The sequence below is a fragment of the Myxococcus sp. AS-1-15 genome (genome assembly GCF_020037055.1).
GTDB lineage: Bacteria > Myxococcota > Myxococcia > Myxococcales > Myxococcaceae > Myxococcus > Myxococcus fulvus.
In genome coordinates, this window is the sequence record NZ_JAIQDF010000002.1 from 652,620 (window position 1) to 667,533 (window position 14,914).

Annotated in this window: 11 protein-coding genes; 6 read left to right on the top strand and 5 right to left on the bottom strand. The window is 69.6% G+C overall.

Annotation, left to right across the window (positions count from 1 at the left end):
• The first annotated feature begins 14 nt into the window (after positions 1-14).
• Positions 15-488: an NUDIX hydrolase gene (locus K8625_RS08425; protein WP_223782377.1), complete on the top strand. Its 474-nt coding sequence runs from the start codon at positions 15-17 to the stop codon at positions 486-488.
• A 209-nt stretch (positions 489-697) separates the two neighbouring features.
• On the opposite strand, the gene K8625_RS08430 is transcribed toward K8625_RS08425, so the two are convergent.
• From K8625_RS08430 to K8625_RS08440, 3 genes are all read right to left on the bottom strand, one after another.
• Positions 698-1,120, bottom strand: a complete 423-nt coding sequence (locus tag K8625_RS08430) for a hypothetical protein (RefSeq protein ID WP_141331705.1) — start codon at positions 1,118-1,120, stop codon at positions 698-700.
• A 206-nt stretch (positions 1,121-1,326) separates the two neighbouring features.
• Positions 1,327-1,893, bottom strand: a complete 567-nt coding sequence (locus tag K8625_RS08435; RefSeq protein ID WP_223782378.1) for a DUF99 family protein — start codon at positions 1,891-1,893, stop codon at positions 1,327-1,329.
• A 104-nt stretch (positions 1,894-1,997) separates the two neighbouring features.
• Positions 1,998-2,201 carry a cold-shock protein gene (locus K8625_RS08440; protein WP_046710823.1) on the bottom strand — a complete coding sequence of 68 codons (204 nt, stop codon included), beginning with the start codon at positions 2,199-2,201 and terminating at the stop codon, positions 1,998-2,000.
• 251 nt (positions 2,202-2,452) lie between these two features.
• On the opposite strand from K8625_RS08440, the gene K8625_RS08450 reads away from it, so the two are divergent.
• Entirely contained in the window at positions 2,453-2,992 is a 540-nt protein-coding gene (locus K8625_RS08450) for a hypothetical protein (RefSeq protein ID WP_305070874.1), read from the top strand.
• 68 nt (positions 2,993-3,060) lie between these two features.
• Here the strand turns inward: K8625_RS08450 and K8625_RS08455 are convergent, their stop codons facing one another.
• On the bottom strand, positions 3,061-5,580 hold the full coding sequence (locus K8625_RS08455; RefSeq protein ID WP_223782379.1) for a sodium-translocating pyrophosphatase: 2,520 nt from the start codon (positions 5,578-5,580) through the stop codon (positions 3,061-3,063).
• Between the two features lie 287 nt (positions 5,581-5,867).
• A complete protein-coding gene (locus K8625_RS08460; RefSeq protein WP_223782380.1) occupies positions 5,868-7,109 on the bottom strand; it encodes a hypothetical protein in 1,242 nt (413 codons plus the stop codon).
• A 704-nt stretch (positions 7,110-7,813) separates the two neighbouring features.
• Between K8625_RS08460 and K8625_RS08465 the strand changes: the two genes are divergently transcribed.
• The 4 genes from K8625_RS08465 to K8625_RS08480 all read left to right on the top strand — a co-directional run bounded on the left by K8625_RS08465 (position 7,814) and on the right by K8625_RS08480 (position 14,867).
• A complete protein-coding gene (locus K8625_RS08465) occupies positions 7,814-8,932 on the top strand; it encodes a substrate-binding domain-containing protein (RefSeq protein ID WP_223782381.1) in 1,119 nt (372 codons plus the stop codon).
• 90 nt (positions 8,933-9,022) lie between these two features.
• Entirely contained in the window at positions 9,023-10,063 is a 1,041-nt protein-coding gene (locus K8625_RS08470; protein ID WP_223782382.1) for a Virginiamycin B lyase, read from the top strand.
• Positions 10,064-10,320: 257 nt separating this feature from the next.
• Positions 10,321-13,092: a hypothetical protein gene (locus tag K8625_RS08475; RefSeq protein ID WP_223782383.1), complete on the top strand. Its 2,772-nt coding sequence runs from the start codon at positions 10,321-10,323 to the stop codon at positions 13,090-13,092.
• A 41-nt stretch (positions 13,093-13,133) separates the two neighbouring features.
• Positions 13,134-14,867: a DUF4397 domain-containing protein gene (locus K8625_RS08480; RefSeq protein ID WP_305070875.1), complete on the top strand. Its 1,734-nt coding sequence runs from the start codon at positions 13,134-13,136 to the stop codon at positions 14,865-14,867.
• Positions 14,868-14,914: the final 47 nt, after the last annotated feature.

The window sequence follows — 14,914 nt, forward strand, 5'->3', positions numbered from 1 at the left end:
GGAAGGAGGCCACGGTGAAGCGGTGGGTGGATGCGCTCGCGCGCACGGGGTACCGGGGCGCGTACACGCTGGCGCGGCTGTACTGGCTCGTGCGTCACCCCAGGACGCAGGGCGTCTTCGTCGGCGTGTGGCACGCCGGCCGGGTGCTGCTCCTCCAGAACTCCTACAAGCACCCGCTCAGCATGCCCGGCGGAGGCATGGACGGGGGCGAGTCCCCCGAGCAGGCCGGCGCCCGCGAGCTGCACGAGGAGGTCGGCCTGCGCGTGGACGTGTCCTCCCTGCGCCCCGTCTTCGAGACCGTGGGCACCACCGAGAACAAGGAGGACCACGTCCGCTTCCTCGAGCTCGACGTGGACCACGAGCCCACGCTCACCATCGATGACCGCGAGGTCACCTGGGCGGCGTTCATCGACCTGGACACCGCCCTGCGCCTGCCCGTCTCGCCCATGGTCCGTGCCTACCTGGAGCACGCGCGCTCACGCCGCTGACCCCGGCAATCCCACGCGGGCAGACGATGGGCCCACGGGGCCATGCCCGCTCCCGCCGCGTCACCTCCGCGGCCGTGTCTCGAGACATGGCACCGCCAGGCCGGGGTGAGCCGGCGTCCTCGAGACAGGGATTGCCAGGGTGAGAAATCCCCGTGCGGGCGCGACAGTGACGTCGAGGAGGGGGCCCGTGCGGGGAGAGGAGACCGTCGTCAGCGGGCGTGGGCGACCGCGGGCTCGTTGACCAGGAAGTGCTGGGTACGGGCCTTGGCGAGCTGCTTGTCCGCTTCCTCGATGGACACACAATTCACGGTGATGTCGCCGTTCTCCGTCACCGTCTCGGAGGCCACGCGCGCCGTCTGGAGCCGGGCGATGACCGAGTCCGACACATGCACGCACACCAGGCAGCCCCGCTCGCGCCCGTACTGGACGACCTCGCCGAAGATGGCCGCCGACTCCGGCTCCAGCGCCTTCAAGCCCCGCATATCCGCCAGCACCAGGTGCCGGCCTTTCGCATACGTATCCGTCGCGGTCCGGTAGGCCGCGGCGAAGTCCTTCATCTCATTGGGTCGGACAAAGCCCTTCAACCGCACCGTGACGGTGCGGCGGTTCGTATCGTTGGAGACCTCGAACATGGAGCCCTCCCTCCTGGGGAGGACAAACAATAACAAACATCCGGGCCACTCCGAAACCACCCCCGGACAGTCTGTCCGCCCTGGAATAGTCGAAAGGAATTGTGTCGCAACAGACCCGGGACGATGGAACATTGCCACCAGCGCGCATCCCCATCTCACGCCAGCGCAATCCTCCGCGCCCAACGTGAAGTCGAGTCACATCCGACTCAGGCGCGCTGACTGCTCTCTCCGGTGACGACCGCCGAGCCGATGAGGTGCGCCAGCCGCAGCGCCTCCGGCACGTGGCCCCTGTCCGTCACGCGCCGGAGCGCCTCCGCCACGTCGTCGGGCCCGGCGCCCTGCACCTGGAAGGTGAAGCCCGCAAGCTGATGGATGGGCCCCGCACGGCGGAGCGTGGCCCAGCGCTCGTCCGCGCGCGGCAGCCGCCTCAGCGCGCGCTCCACCGCGTCCAGGTCCGGCGGCCTGCGCATCACCGCCACGCACGGCTTGCCCAGGCGCGCCGCGAGCGCGGGCAGGTCCACCACGTTGAAGCCGCCGAACGCGATGCCATCCAGCAACACCAGGTGCACTTGCGGCAGGAACTTGCCGCCCTCCAGCAGCCGGCACACCTCGCGCGTGCCGTTCCAGCCGTCCCTGCGCACGCGCCCCCAGACGAGCCCCTCGAAGCGCGTGCCCGCGCAGACCACGCCCGCCAGGGGCACGGAGACTCCCGCGCGGCGGGGAAAGGGCCCATCGTCGAAGCCGATGACTCGGGGGAAGCGGGGCAGGCGCATGGGCGGCCCAGCCTCGCAAAGCCCGCCCCCCGTCGGAAAGGAAGAAGCCCGACCCCGCGCGACGCGGAGACGGGCTTCAGGGACGTCCGGACTGGGAAGAAGGCTCAGCCGGCGCGAACGTTCTGCGCCTGGAGGCCCTTGGGGCCGCGGCCGACCTCGAACTCCACCTTCTGGCCTTCCTGCAGCGTCCGGAAGCCATCCATGTTGATGGCCGTGTGGTGGACGAACACGTCCTCACCGCCACCGTCCTGCACGATGAAACCAAAGCCCTTCGCATCGTTGAACCACTTCACGGTACCAGTTGCCATGAATCGCGTTCTCTCGGGTGGTGCGGCGCGCCGCGGTTATCGGCCTCTGAGAATGTAGAGGCCGTAAGTCGGACATAGTCTGCCTGGGGCGGCCGGCTGAGTGGAAGCCCCCTCGGCCGCTTGCCGTGCGGGAGGGGTGAGGAGTGGTGGCCGGGATTCCTACTTCCGCAGGCATGCGGGGAGGGGCGCTGGCGGCGGGCGTGCCTACCGTCAGGAGGAGCCCTCGGTACCGCCCCGGAAAGGACCCCGCGATGAGCCTGTCCCTGCTGCCTCCCCCTCCCACCTTCCCCCGGGCGGAGAGCGCCCCCCGCCGGGTGGCGCGCCACCTGGTGGATACCAGCGCCCGGGCGGGCATCCTCTCCCGGCCGCTCCTGGAGCGCTTCCCGCTGCGCCGCTGGGTGCCCTCGGAGGTCCACACGCTGCTGGACTACCGCGCCGGCGTGGCCGCGGTGGTGGCCGGGCACCTGTCCGAGGATGGGACAGCGCGTCGAGCGGGCTGGGCCCTGGGCGCGTCGCTGGTTGGCATCACGCTGCTCACCGACGCGCGGCTGAGCGTCTCGAAGCTCATCCCCATCGAGGTGCATGAGCTGTTCGACTACGTCCACGGCGCGGCGGCGGTGCTGGCGCCCTTCGCGCTGGGCTATGCGAAGAGGCACCCCCTCACCGCCGCGGCGCACGTGCTGCTGGGCCTGTCGTCGCTGGCGGTGGCGCTGGTGACGGACTACCGCTGCCAGACGGGCATGCACCTGGGCGGCGAGCACCTGACGGACCCCGAGGGCATCGGCGCCTGAAGACGCGAAGCGGCGGGGCCCTGGGACAGGCACCCCGCCGCTGTTGAATCACGCAGGGGAGGCGGCGCTCAGGCCGTCTTCACCGCGGCCTGGGGCTTGGACTCGGGCGCGCTGGCGCCGGCGACGCTCTGGATGCGCATGCCGTAGAAGCTGCGGTAGACGAACACCGTCGAGAGCACGAAGAACACCACCGAGAGGATGCGGGTGAGCTGGCCCTGGCCAGAGGCCTCCAACTCCACCGCCAGCTCCACGGCGAGCAGGCCGAAGAGGGTGGTGAACTTGATGACCGGGTTGAGCGCCACGGAGGACGTGTCCTTGAACGGGTCGCCCACGGTGTCACCGACGACGGTGGCCGCGTGGAGGTCCGTGCCCTTGGCCTTGAGCTCCACCTCCACCAGCTTCTTGGCGTTGTCCCAGGCGCCACCCGCGTTCGCCATGAAGACGGCCTGGTACAGGCCGAAGATGGCGATGGAGATGAGGTAGCCCACGAAGAAGTAGGGCTCCAGGCAGGCGAAGGCGAGCGTGCTGAAGAAGACCGCCAGGAAGATGTTGATCATCCCCTTCTGCGCGTACTGCGTGCAGATTTCGACGACCTTCTTGGAGTCCGACACGCTGGCCTTCTCCACGCCCTCCAGCTTGATGTTGGCCTTGATGAACTCCACCGCGCGGTAGGCGCCCGTGGACACCGCCTGCATGGAGGCGCCGGAGAACCAGTAGATGACGGCGCCGCCGGTGATGAGGCCCAACAGGAACGGGGCGTGCAGCAGGGACAGGTACTGGGCCTTCTCCGGGTCGAGCACGCCGTTCTTGATGCCGACGAGCAGCACGATGATGGAGAAGATCATCGTGGTGGCGCCCACCACGGCCGTGCCGATGAGCACCGGCTTCGCGGTGGCCTTGAAGGTGTTGCCCGCGCCGTCGTTCTCCTCGAGGTACTCCTTGCCCTTCTCGAAGTCCGGCGTGAAGCCGAAGTCGCGCTTCACCTCGTCCTTCACGTCGGGGACGTTCTCGATGAGCGACAGCTCGTAGACGCTCTGCGCGTTGTCCGTCACCGGGCCGTACGAGTCCACGGCGATGGTGACCGGGCCCATGCCCAAAAAGCCGAAGGCCACCAGGCCGAAGGCGAACACCGGCGCGGCAATCATGAGCTGGCCCACGCCCTCGCCCGCGACGCCCGAGCCGCTGAACCAGAACGCCAGGCCCATCAGCATGGCGATGACGAGCCCCATCCAGTACGCGGAGAAGTTGCCGGCGACCAGGCCCGAGATGACGTTGAGCGACGCGCCGCCCTCGCGGCTGGCCGTCACCACCTCGCGCACGTGGCGGCTCTCCGTGGAGGTGAAGACCTTGATGACCTCCGGGATGATGGCGCCCGCCAGCGTGCCGCAGGTGATGATGGCGGACAGCTTCCACCACAGCGACGGGTCGCCGTTGAGGTTGGGGATGAGCAGGTAGCTGACCAGGAACGTCAGCGCCACGGAGATGATGGACGTCACCCACACCAGCGCGGTGAGCGGGTGCTCGAAGTTCATGTGGTCCGCGTTCTTGTATTTGGCGGACTGGTACACGTTGTTGAGCGCGTAGGCGGCCAGCGACGCGAGCACCATCACGATGCGCATCATGAAGATCCAGACGAGCAGCTCCACCCGGAAGCCCTCGCCCACCGCCAGCAGGATGAAGGTGATGAGCGCCACGCCCGTCACGCCGTAGGTCTCGAAGCCGTCCGCGGACGGGCCCACGCTGTCACCCGCGTTGTCACCCGTGCAGTCCGCGATGACGCCCGGGTTGCGCGCGTCGTCCTCCTTGATGCGGAAGACGATCTTCATCAGGTCCGAGCCGATGTCGGCAATCTTGGTGAAGATGCCGCCCGCGATGCGCAGCGCGGACGCGCCCAGCGACTCGCCGATGGCGAAGCCGATGAAGCACGGGCCCGCGAAGTCCGCCGGGATGAACAGCAGGATGGCCAGCATCAGCAACAGCTCCGTGCTGATGAGCACCATGCCGATGGACATGCCCGCCTGCAGGGGGATGGCGTAGGTGGGGTAGGGCTTGCCGCGCAAGCTCGCGAAGGCGGTGCGGCTGTTGGCGAACGTGTTGACGCGGATGCCGAACCAGGCGACGCCGCACGAGCCGGCGATGCCCACGAGGCTCGCGACGAGGATGATGCCCACCCGGCCCGCGTCCATGTGACGCAGGAAGCCGAAGTAGCCCACCATCACCACCGCGATGAGCGCCCACAGCACGCCGATGAACTTCAGCTGCGTCATCAGGTACGTCTTGCACGTCTCGTAGATGAGCTCGGAAATCTCCAGCATCGCCCGGTGCACGGGCAGCTTCTTGAGGCTCGCGTACTGGAGGAAGCCGAAGACGAGCCCCAGCACGCTCACCGCGATGCCGGACAACAGCAGTTGATGGCCATTGAGTCCGCCGCCCAGGAACGTCTTGGAGGCGAAGTCGGGGAGGACCAGGTCCGCCTCACTGGCGTGAGCGGACGTGGCGGCGAGGACCGACAGGAGCCCCAGGGCCCTGGCGACCACGCCGGTGACGCTCCGGGACGGAGCGTCCTTGCGTGAAACGGTGCTTGTCATGGGGGTGCAACTCCTCACAGAGACTCGGCCGGAAGCGCGACCCACAACGCCGCGCCCCGGGATGACAGGGAGTGGTGTCGAGGGGTTGGCCGTCTGCGAACGAAGTTGCCGCGCGCCGACGCTTCAGCACAGCCTCGCCCTTCAAGGCGCGCGAACGGCACGCGTCCGAAGGCGAGACGGCGAATACCATGGCCGCCCGTGGGAAGTCGAATCCGAGACAGGCTTCGATTGCCCGCAAGACAAATGATTGGGATGCCGCGTCTAAGTATTTCCCGCCATTTTTCGTGTCAGGGTTTCAGGCGGAAAAGAAAACCATCCTGCGGCTGCGGATAGGGCGTCCCTGGCGGAAGCTTTCGCCGCAGCGCGCCAGCCACCAATGTATGCCCTGTGACATCCACGGCCACGGTGCGGGCTGACGGCTGCTGGGGGCTTTCGAGCGTGCGGACCCAGAGCGCGTCGCCCTTCTCGGGCTGGAGGCGGGCGACGTAGAGGCCCGCGGGCGCGGCGGTGCGGGCCAGCTCCAGGGCGCCGTCGTGGGTACCGGAGACGGTGAGCTGTCCGGCGTCATCCGTGGCGAGCGCGGTGGCGGTGGCGGCGAAGGAGCGCGCCCAGCGCTCCTGGCCGTCCGCGCTGAAGGCCGCGACGAAGCCGTGGTGGTTGCCCGCGTCGTGGGGCTGGCCCTGGAAGTAGAAGCGGCTGGAGAATGCGCCCGCCACGTAGACGCGGTCGGGGCCCACGGCGAGCGCGTTCACCGCGCCGGTGGAGCCTCGGAAGTCGCGGCTCCACGCGTGGGTGCCCTCGGGCGTCAGCTTGAGGACGAAGGGCGTGCGCTGGCGCACCGTGAGGAACTGGCCACCGCCGAAGCACACCGCGCCCGCGTAGGCCCCGCCCACGTAGATGCCGCCGAAGGCATCCACGCCCGCGGCGCGCGCGGTGACGAAGCCCTCCGCGCCCGCGGACCAGACGCGGCTCCAGCGCGTGCGGCCCTGGGCGTCCAGGCGCAGGACGAAGGCGCCGCGCTCCCCGTCCGGAGGCGAGCGCACGGCGTCGCCGAAGTCGTGCTCGCCGCTGAAGTCTCCCACCACCACCACGCCGCCCGCGTCGGAGGTGACGGCCTGGATGGTGAGCGCGCCCTCGCCCGCGAAGCCCTTCACGGCCTCGACGGAGCCCGTGGGCGACAGGCGCGCGATGAAGGGACCATCCGGCAGGCGCGTGCCCGAGAGCGTGGCGCCGGAGATGGCGCCGCCCAGCCACGGCCGTCCCTGGGTGTCGATGACGAGCCCGCCCACGCGCACGCGCGAGGTGCCCTCCTCCGGAATGACACCATGCGCCCAGCGCAGGGCCCCGTCCGGGGAGAAGCGCGCCACCAACAGATGAGGCTTCGATGCACTCCGGTTGAAAGGCAGGGGGCCGCCCCCCACGTCCATAGGCTCCCGGTATGTCGCCGCGACGAGGACGTCCCCGTCGGGAGCAATCACCGCGTGTGGCGCCTCGCTGTCCCCGTGCGCCAGCGGACGCGACCACGCCATGACCCCCTCGCCCTCGCCACCCCGCTCAGCCGTCCCCACCACCACCACCGGGCCTGGAGCACGTGGTGCTGCAATCGCCTGCTCCCCGCACGCCACGAGTGCAGGCGCCAGCAGACACACCACGCTCAACCACCGCCAACCCGCCATCGCCCGCCCCAGCCTCTCCCGCCGCCCAACCCCCCGACGACCCTCTGCCCTTCAACCGTGGGGATGCTTCTGCAAGCAGGTTGCCAGCGGCGTCCCCGCAAGGGTTTTCCCTCTGAGGGGCCCGGGAACATGGGCCTGGAGGGCGGGGTGGATGTCCTGTCTCCTGAAAAAATCCCTGTCCACCAGCCAACGCGGGAGGAAAAACGACGCGGCCGGCAGGAAGGCAGACAGGCCTGTAGCACCCACGAGCAGGCGAGGTGGCGGGGTGTGGGGCCAGCGGCTGTCAGGTGTCTGACATTGCGCCCCGCGCGCGCCACGAACGCGCCACGAAGCGGCTGTGAAGGCTGCCGCACGGCGGGTGTGACACGGCGCTGGCCAAATCTTGACCAAGTTGAGTCAGCGCCTGTCTGGCCATTGAGGCACCTTGCGCCTCGTCGAAGCCCGGGCCTCCGGGTTCGAAGGTCCTCTCCAGGCACTCGAAGCCACACCGCTCCCCAGTTCGCGGGGAGAGGGCCGCGTCTTGCCGTCAATCCCCCGCGATACCTGAGGAGTCGTCCATGAACAGCATGAAGTGGGTGATGTCCGCCACGGTGGTGGCGATGTCGGTCGTCGGTTGCGGTGGTCAGTCGGTGGTGGGAGGGCAGCAGGTGGAGTCGAGCCGCGGGCAGGCGCTGGCGCAGGCCTTCTACGGCTCGGACACGCTGAAGGACACGTTCATCGCCGGGTCGCTGCAGGCGGGCTCCGGGCTGAGCGTGGAGGGCAAGGGCTCCGGCGTGGGCGAGGCGTGCATGCGCAACGGCGTGGGCTCCAGCGGCTTCTGCGGCGCGGGCCAGCAGACGCTGGCGCCCATGTCGCGTGACTTCGCCGCGCCGAAGACGGCGTCGGGGGCCACCTGTCTGGGGGGCGCCGCCGCGGACGCGAAGGGTTGCTGCCCCGGCGAGCGCAGCAACACCATCGCGCTGGACGCGGTGAACGCGTTCGTGAAGACGAGCACGTACACGGCGCTGGCGAGCAACGGCCTCACCACGCAGGAGCTGCGCCGCATCTTCTTCGCCACCGACAACGCGAACGTGGCCATCCCCGGCGCGTGCCCCACGGACTGGAGCGCGTTCGGCCTGCCGTCGGCGCCCATCGTCAAGTACCGCCGCGACGACCTGTCCGGCACCACGGACACCTTCAAGTCGCTGCTCAAGGGCGGCGCGTTCTGCCCCGGCGTGACGGTCATCGTGGACGAGTCCGCCGCCAACCCCAGCCCCTGCACCGCGTCCGACGGCGCCACCGCCTGCATCGGCAAGCTGACGGAGGCCGGAGCCAACGCCATCGGCTACGCCGGTGACTCCGCGTCCCGCCCGGGCAACTCGAAGCTCAAGCTGAAGGCCGTCTCGCCCATCTCGCCCACCACGAGCGTCTACGTGGAGTCCAACGCCACCAACGTCCGCAAGCTGCTCCAGGCGGGCGCCACGGACGTCTACCCGCTGTCCCGCCGGCTGTTCCTGAACGAGAACCGCAACACGGCCCGCTCGTTCGACGAGGCCACGCTGCACGAGTGGATCTACGACACGAACTCCGAGGACTTCGAGGCCATCCTGACCGAGCAGGGCTTCATCGCCTGCAGCGACCTGGGCGCGCTCGACTGCGGCGGCGACAAGGGCCGCGGCCAGGGCCTGTGCAACTAGTCATCGGCTGACCCGCTGGAGCGAGGGAGCGGGGGGCTCCCTCGTTCCCTCTCGTCTTTTCAACGCGTTCCCAACCGAAGTCCTGCTCCCATGCGCTCGAACCTTCATGTCGTGCTTCGCTCGTCGCTGCTCCTCGTCTCCACCTCGCTCGTGGGCGCGCCCGCCCTGGCGTCCGACCCCCAGGCCGCGCCCTGGGTCTGCCGGGATTCGCGGGGCGCGGTGGGGGACGTCTCGGAGCTTTCCCTGCCCGCGGGCTCGGGTCCCCTGAGCATCACCGTGGGTCCGGACCTGGCGCTCTGGTTCACCCAGGCCGGCTCCAACAAGGTGGGGCGCGCCACCCGGAGCGGGGTGCTCACCGAGTTCCCGCTCCCCACGTCGGGCGCGGGCGTGCAACAGATTGCCTCGGGCTTCGACGGGCACCTGTGGTTCACGGAGCTGGCCGCCAACCAGGTGGGTCGCATCTCCCGTGACGGGGTGGTGACGGAGTTCCCGCTGCCCAGCCGCGGCTCGAGCCCCGCCGGCATCGCCGCCGGCCTGGATGGCAATGTCTGGTTCACCGAGGTGGTGGGCAACCGCATCGGCCGAATCACGCCCGAGGGCGTGGTGACGGAGTTCGCGCTGCCGACGGCGGGTGCCCAGCCTCGCGCCATCACCCAGGGCTTCGACGGCAACCTCTGGTTCGTGGAGCAGGCGGCCAACAAGATTGGCTCCATCTCCTTCGACGGCGTCATCCGGGAGTTCGAGCTGCCGGTGGCCCGGAGCGCGCCGTCCGCCATCGTCGCGGGCTTGGATGGCAATGTCTGGTTCACCGAGCAGGCCGGGGACCGCATCGGCCGCATCACCCCGGAGGGCGTGGTGACGGAGTTCGCCCTGCCCACGCCGGGGAGCCAGCCCAATGCCATCGCGCTGGGGCCGGATGGTCAGCTCTGGTTCACCCAACTCGCCGGCAACCGCATCGGCCGCATCTCCTACGCGGGCACCATCACCGAGTATGCCCTTGCGTCACCCAACAGCCGGCCCTCCGGCATCGTGCTCGCGCCGCCGGGCTCCTGGTGCCTGGATGCGCACCTGTGGTTCACCGAGCGCGGCACGCACAAGCTGGGACGGATTCGCGCCATCGCCGTGCCGTGACATGGCCGGGACCTGAGCGCCTTTCTTCGCATCCGGCCGTGACGTGTTCGTGAGACGTCGAAAGGCAGACGTCTTGTGTCATGGCTGGGTGCGGGCGGGGGGCGTGTCTGGTTTTGTTGCAAGGACTTGGCATTGACTGCCGGTGCGCGCGGCTAGGGTGCGCCCCATCCTGGCAGGTCTCCTTCATCCAGCTGGACCCGGTGGGGGAGGCCTGGGGTGGTCACGGTGCATCCGGAGGATGCGGGAGGGACATCATCATGGGGATGACACGGATTGGGCCGGGCCCAGGCCGCGCGCTGCTGTTGTGTCTGACGTTGATTCCAGTCGCGCTGGCCTGTTCGCCCGGGTCGGAGCCCGTGAAGGAGGTGCCGGTCGAGGTGCCTGCCTACAAGCGGGCGTGTCTCCCCGCGCGTTCGGCGGAGCGGATTCCGCTGCGTCAGGCGGGCACCCGTCCCACGGTGACGGAGACCTTCGACCACCTGAAGACGCGGGTGGATGCGCAATGCGCCTCCTGCCACGTGGCGCCCAACATCCAGGGTGGCTTCCAGTACACCTCCGATGTGGAGGGGTTGAAGCGGGACGGCGCGCGCATGGCCTTGAAGGCGGCCCAGGGCGAGATGCCGCCGCGCGCGACGCCCTCGCAGCTCAAGGAGGCGGTGGAGGTGTCCTGCGCGCTCCAGTCGTGGCTGGCGCAGGGCGCTCCGGCGGGGGCGTTCCCCGTCCGATGTGAGGCGTCGTCCGAGGGCGGTGTCGCGGTGGCGCGCGAGGTGGGCGACGCGATGACGGACCTGGGCAACTGCGTGCCCTACGTCTCCCCGGAGTATCCGCTGGGCAGCGATGCTCCGAAGGACACCTTCTTCGCGGGGCTCACGAAGCTGCCGCGCCTGCTGTCGGAGACGGACACCGACATCATGACGTTCGACATGGCGAAGCTGGTGGAGCACGGCACCGTGGCCTTCGCGCCCACGTACCCGCTCTTCTCCGACAACGCCAAGAAGCTGCGGCTGGTTCATGTCCCCGCGGGACAGTCCATCCGGTACGACGCGGAGACGAAGCGGTTCCACGTCCCGCCGAACACGCGCTTCTACAAGACGTTCTTCAAGGCGGTGTCCGATGGAAACGGGCACCGGCGCTATCGAAGAATCGAGACGCGGCTCATCGTGGTGCGCGAGCCGTGGAGCCAGTCGCTCTTCGGCACCTACCTCTGGAACGAGGACGAGACGGTGGCGGAGCTGCATGACCTGCGCTACCGGGACAACGAGCCGTTCTCGGACCGGGTCCTCGTCTACAAGGCGTTCGAGATTGGCGGCGCCACGCGCAACTACGCCGTCCCCGGAGCCCACCGCTGCGTCCAGTGTCACACGGGCGCGGAGGCCCGGAACTTCGTCCTCGGCTTCACGCCGCTCCAGCTCAACCGCCGCGCCTCGGGCGAGGCGGGCGTGGACGCGAAGACGCGGGTGGAGGAGGACGAGCTGAACCAGATGGACCGGCTGGTGCGCTACGGCGTCGTCACCGGCGTGCCCGTCTTCCGGGAGCTGGCGGCGCTGGAGGAGCACCTGCCCCGGCTGGAGCGCTTCGCCGAGGCCCGCGCGCTGCCCGGGTCGGAGGAGGCCCGGAAGGCGGCGCTGGAGCTGCAGGGGTACTTCGTCGGCAACTGCGGCCAGTGCCACAGTCCTCATGGGTTCGCGGTGCGGAGCAACCCGGCGATCGCCTCGCTGGACTTCACGGCGGAGGGCATCCTGTTCGGCTGGAACCCGTGCGGCGTGAAGGAGAGCAACGGGCAGCGGGTCTACGCGGACTGCGAGGTGCCCAGCTTCCAGCAGGACCTGGTCCTCCGCACGCCCTCCAGCACGCTCTACCAGCGCGTGGCGCGGGACACGGATGCGCGCGTCATCCATATGCCCACCAACGTGCCGGGCAAGGACTGCCGCGCGTCGCTCCTGGTGGCGCGCTACCTGGCGACGCTCGAGTGGCCCGCGGAGAAGTCGTTGAGCCCGGAGGCGAAGCTGGAGGCGGTGCGGACGCGGCTGCGGCAGGCGGACACCGCGGTGGCGGGCTCGTGCTCGGACCCGGCGGACGTCACCTGGATTGCCGAGGACTTCACCGACAAGGTGCCGTACGAGCCGCGCGGACATGACTGGTGTCAGGCCATCGGCCACGGGCCGTTCGAGTTCCTCACGCGGTACGCGATCACCGAGCGCCACGAGCAGCTGGCGAAGAAGCGCTTCCCCACCAACTGGTGGCAGCCCAAGCGCGTCTGCTCGTTCCCCACGCGGAGCAGTCCTCCCGACGGGCATGACCCGTGGAACGACTCGCGCGACAAGTGGATGGTGAACGCGCTGGGCAACCCGCGCGCGCCCTGGGGCGAGCTGTACTACTCCACGCCGGGGGCCACGGCGTACCAGGGCATCTGCGCCAACTGCCACGGACGCGCGGGGGATGGACAGACGGGCGCGGCCAAGGTGCTGGTGGCGCTCAACGGGGGCCGCGTGGCCAACCTGGTCAGCGGCATGTTCGGCGCGACGGACGGGGTGTCGAACCTGGGGGTGTTCGACAGCCTGAACCCCCATGGGGCGGCTCGCTACCTGGCGTACATGGCGTCGGGTGGGACGACGGTGCAGTTCACGCCGGAGTTCATGAGCGCGTGGATCAAATACGGCGAGGTGGACATCGACTTCTCGCCGCGCGCCTCGGACTGGAGCAAGTGGGGCGCGAACATGCTGGGTGCGGGACGCGGGGCGTGTGACCTCATCCGCACGGGGAGCTTCGGCACCGCGTCGGCGGAGCCTCCCAGTGGCAATCGCAACGCGGTGGGCGGCGTGCGGATGTGGGAGGAGGTCTGCACGCTCGACAACGTGCTGACGGACGCGGTGCGCGGCGGACAGGAGCCCGCGCTCACCGAGTGGCTGCAGCGCGCGCAGTTCAACGTGGGGGTGATGGCCTACTTCTACCTGCGTGACGAGCTGTCGCGTGGCGCGAGCGCCATCCATCCCCTGCGGACCGAGTGTGAGCGTGGAGTGACGCCGTGAGCGGCCCTGGCCGTGTGAGTCCTTTCTTCCGGAGCGCCAACGTGACCCAGAGCAGACTCCTGCGTGTGTGGCTGTTGATGCTGGCGGGCCTGTTGTCGGTGGGGCCCATCGGGTGTGGAGATGATTCCGAGGACCCGAGGCCCGACTCGGGCGTGCCGGACTCGGGCGTGCCGGACGCGGGACGGGACTCCGGCCCCGGACCTGTCGACAGTGGGCCGGATGGGGGCCCTGTCGTGCCGGACGCGGGGACTCCGGATGCGGGGATTCCGGATGCGGGGCCGGACACGCGGCCTCGGGCGCGGGTGCGCTTCGTGAATGCCTTCCTGGGTTCGAAGGGCAATCCCACGGATGTGACGGACCAGCCCTGGGCGCCCTTCTCGGTGGACCTGCACGTGGGGGACTCGAAGCTGTTCACCTCGGTGGAGGCGGGGGGCGAGGCGGTGACCGCGTTCCAGGAGGTGATTCTCACGGGCGACACGCAGGAGGTGGTGTTCGTGGCGCGCGACACGGAAGGAGGCGAGTCGGCTCCGGTGCTCGCGCAGGTGGGCTTCACGCTGGAGGCGGGGACGTGGGTGACGGTGGTGGGCGCGGGCTCGTTGCTCCAGGTGGGACAGGAGCGACCGGACCGTCCTCGGCTGGTGGTGTTGAGGGATGACGCGTTGGGGGTCGAGACGGAGCCGGACCTGGTGCGGGTGCGCTTCATGTCGGCGGACCGGGTCACCTCCGCGACGGCGACGCGGCGCCTGGCCGACGAGGCGGGCAATCCCTACGAGGGCAACACGGTCAATGCCTACTCGGTGGACGAGCACGAGGAGGGGGTGCAGGTTCCACGGGAGGACGTGAGGGTGAGCGTCACGGGGGCGAGCCCGGCCTTCACGCCCTCGCAGAGTGGATGGCTTTACTACAACCTGCCGCCGCGGACGCTCGAGGAGGGGCGGGCGTACTACGTCATCAACACCGGTGAGGACCGGCGCACGCTGCCGGATGATGGGGCCTCCGCGCTGCTCATCATCACCGCGAAGCAGGACCAGGTCGTGCGGCTGCGGCGCGGACCGCTGGTCTACTTCTTCAACGGGCTGCTCCCCGCCACACCCGGGGGCACGGCGTCCTCGCTCCAGGTCGTCTACCAGTCGCTCAACATCGCCACGGGCATCACCTACGGCACGTCGCCGAAGGTGGCGGACCTGCCCGTGTCGGAGACGGGCGTACCCGTGCGCGTCACCGTCAATGGTCAGCCCGGGCAGGCGGTGCTCGAGTCCGCGAACAGCGGGCCGCTGGAGGCCGGTGGCCGCTACCTGGGCGTGCTGTGTGGACGACAGGGCGCCTCGCCGACGCTCACCGTGGTGAGGGAGCGGTTCGCGGCGGAGGTGCCTCCGTCGGCGTTCCTGCGCTTCATCCACTGTTCGGCCAGCGCGCCGACGCCGCTCGACTTCGGGTCCTATTCGATGCTGGAGGATGGCTTCAGTCGGGGGGACTTCTCGCCGCTCCTCACGGAGGCGTCGTTCCTGACGGCCACCGAGCCCGCGGCGGGTGTGGTCTTCTCTCCGCCCGTGTCCAACACGTCCCCGGCGTACACGTGGCTGGGCGTGCGCACGACGGGTGGGTCCTCACTGGAGCGCTTCATCCGGGGCAGGGTGCTCGCCACTCCATCCTTCCTCATCCTCATCGGTGAGTGGGAGGGCTCCCTCACGTACCGGACGCTCAACGTCCGGCAGAACAACTGGGGCGCCTCGGGCCCCAACGACGCCAGCTTCAGTCCGCTGCCGGCGCCGTGAGTCGGGCCTGACGATTCCGACGCCCACCCGGGCCCTTGCAACAGGGG

Excerpts from the sequence above, each read along its gene's own strand:
- K8625_RS08455 (WP_223782379.1), bottom strand. The coding sequence starts at position 5,580 with ATGACAAGCACCGTTTCACGCAAGGACGCTCCGTCCCGGAGCGTCACC.
- K8625_RS08440 (WP_046710823.1), bottom strand. The coding sequence starts at position 2,201 with ATGGCAACTGGTACCGTGAAGTGGTTCAACGATGCGAAGGGCTTTGGT.
- K8625_RS08475 (WP_223782383.1), top strand. The coding sequence starts at position 10,321 with ATGGGGATGACACGGATTGGGCCGGGCCCAGGCCGCGCGCTGCTGTTG.
- K8625_RS08450 (WP_305070874.1), top strand. The coding sequence starts at position 2,453 with ATGAGCCTGTCCCTGCTGCCTCCCCCTCCCACCTTCCCCCGGGCGGAG.
- K8625_RS08470 (WP_223782382.1), top strand. The coding sequence starts at position 9,023 with ATGCGCTCGAACCTTCATGTCGTGCTTCGCTCGTCGCTGCTCCTCGTC.
- K8625_RS08430 (WP_141331705.1), bottom strand. The coding sequence starts at position 1,120 with ATGTTCGAGGTCTCCAACGATACGAACCGCCGCACCGTCACGGTGCGG.
- K8625_RS08435 (WP_223782378.1), bottom strand. The coding sequence starts at position 1,893 with ATGCGCCTGCCCCGCTTCCCCCGAGTCATCGGCTTCGACGATGGGCCC.
- K8625_RS08465 (WP_223782381.1), top strand. The coding sequence starts at position 7,814 with ATGAACAGCATGAAGTGGGTGATGTCCGCCACGGTGGTGGCGATGTCG.
- K8625_RS08460 (WP_223782380.1), bottom strand. The coding sequence starts at position 7,109 with ATGGCGTGGTCGCGTCCGCTGGCGCACGGGGACAGCGAGGCGCCACAC.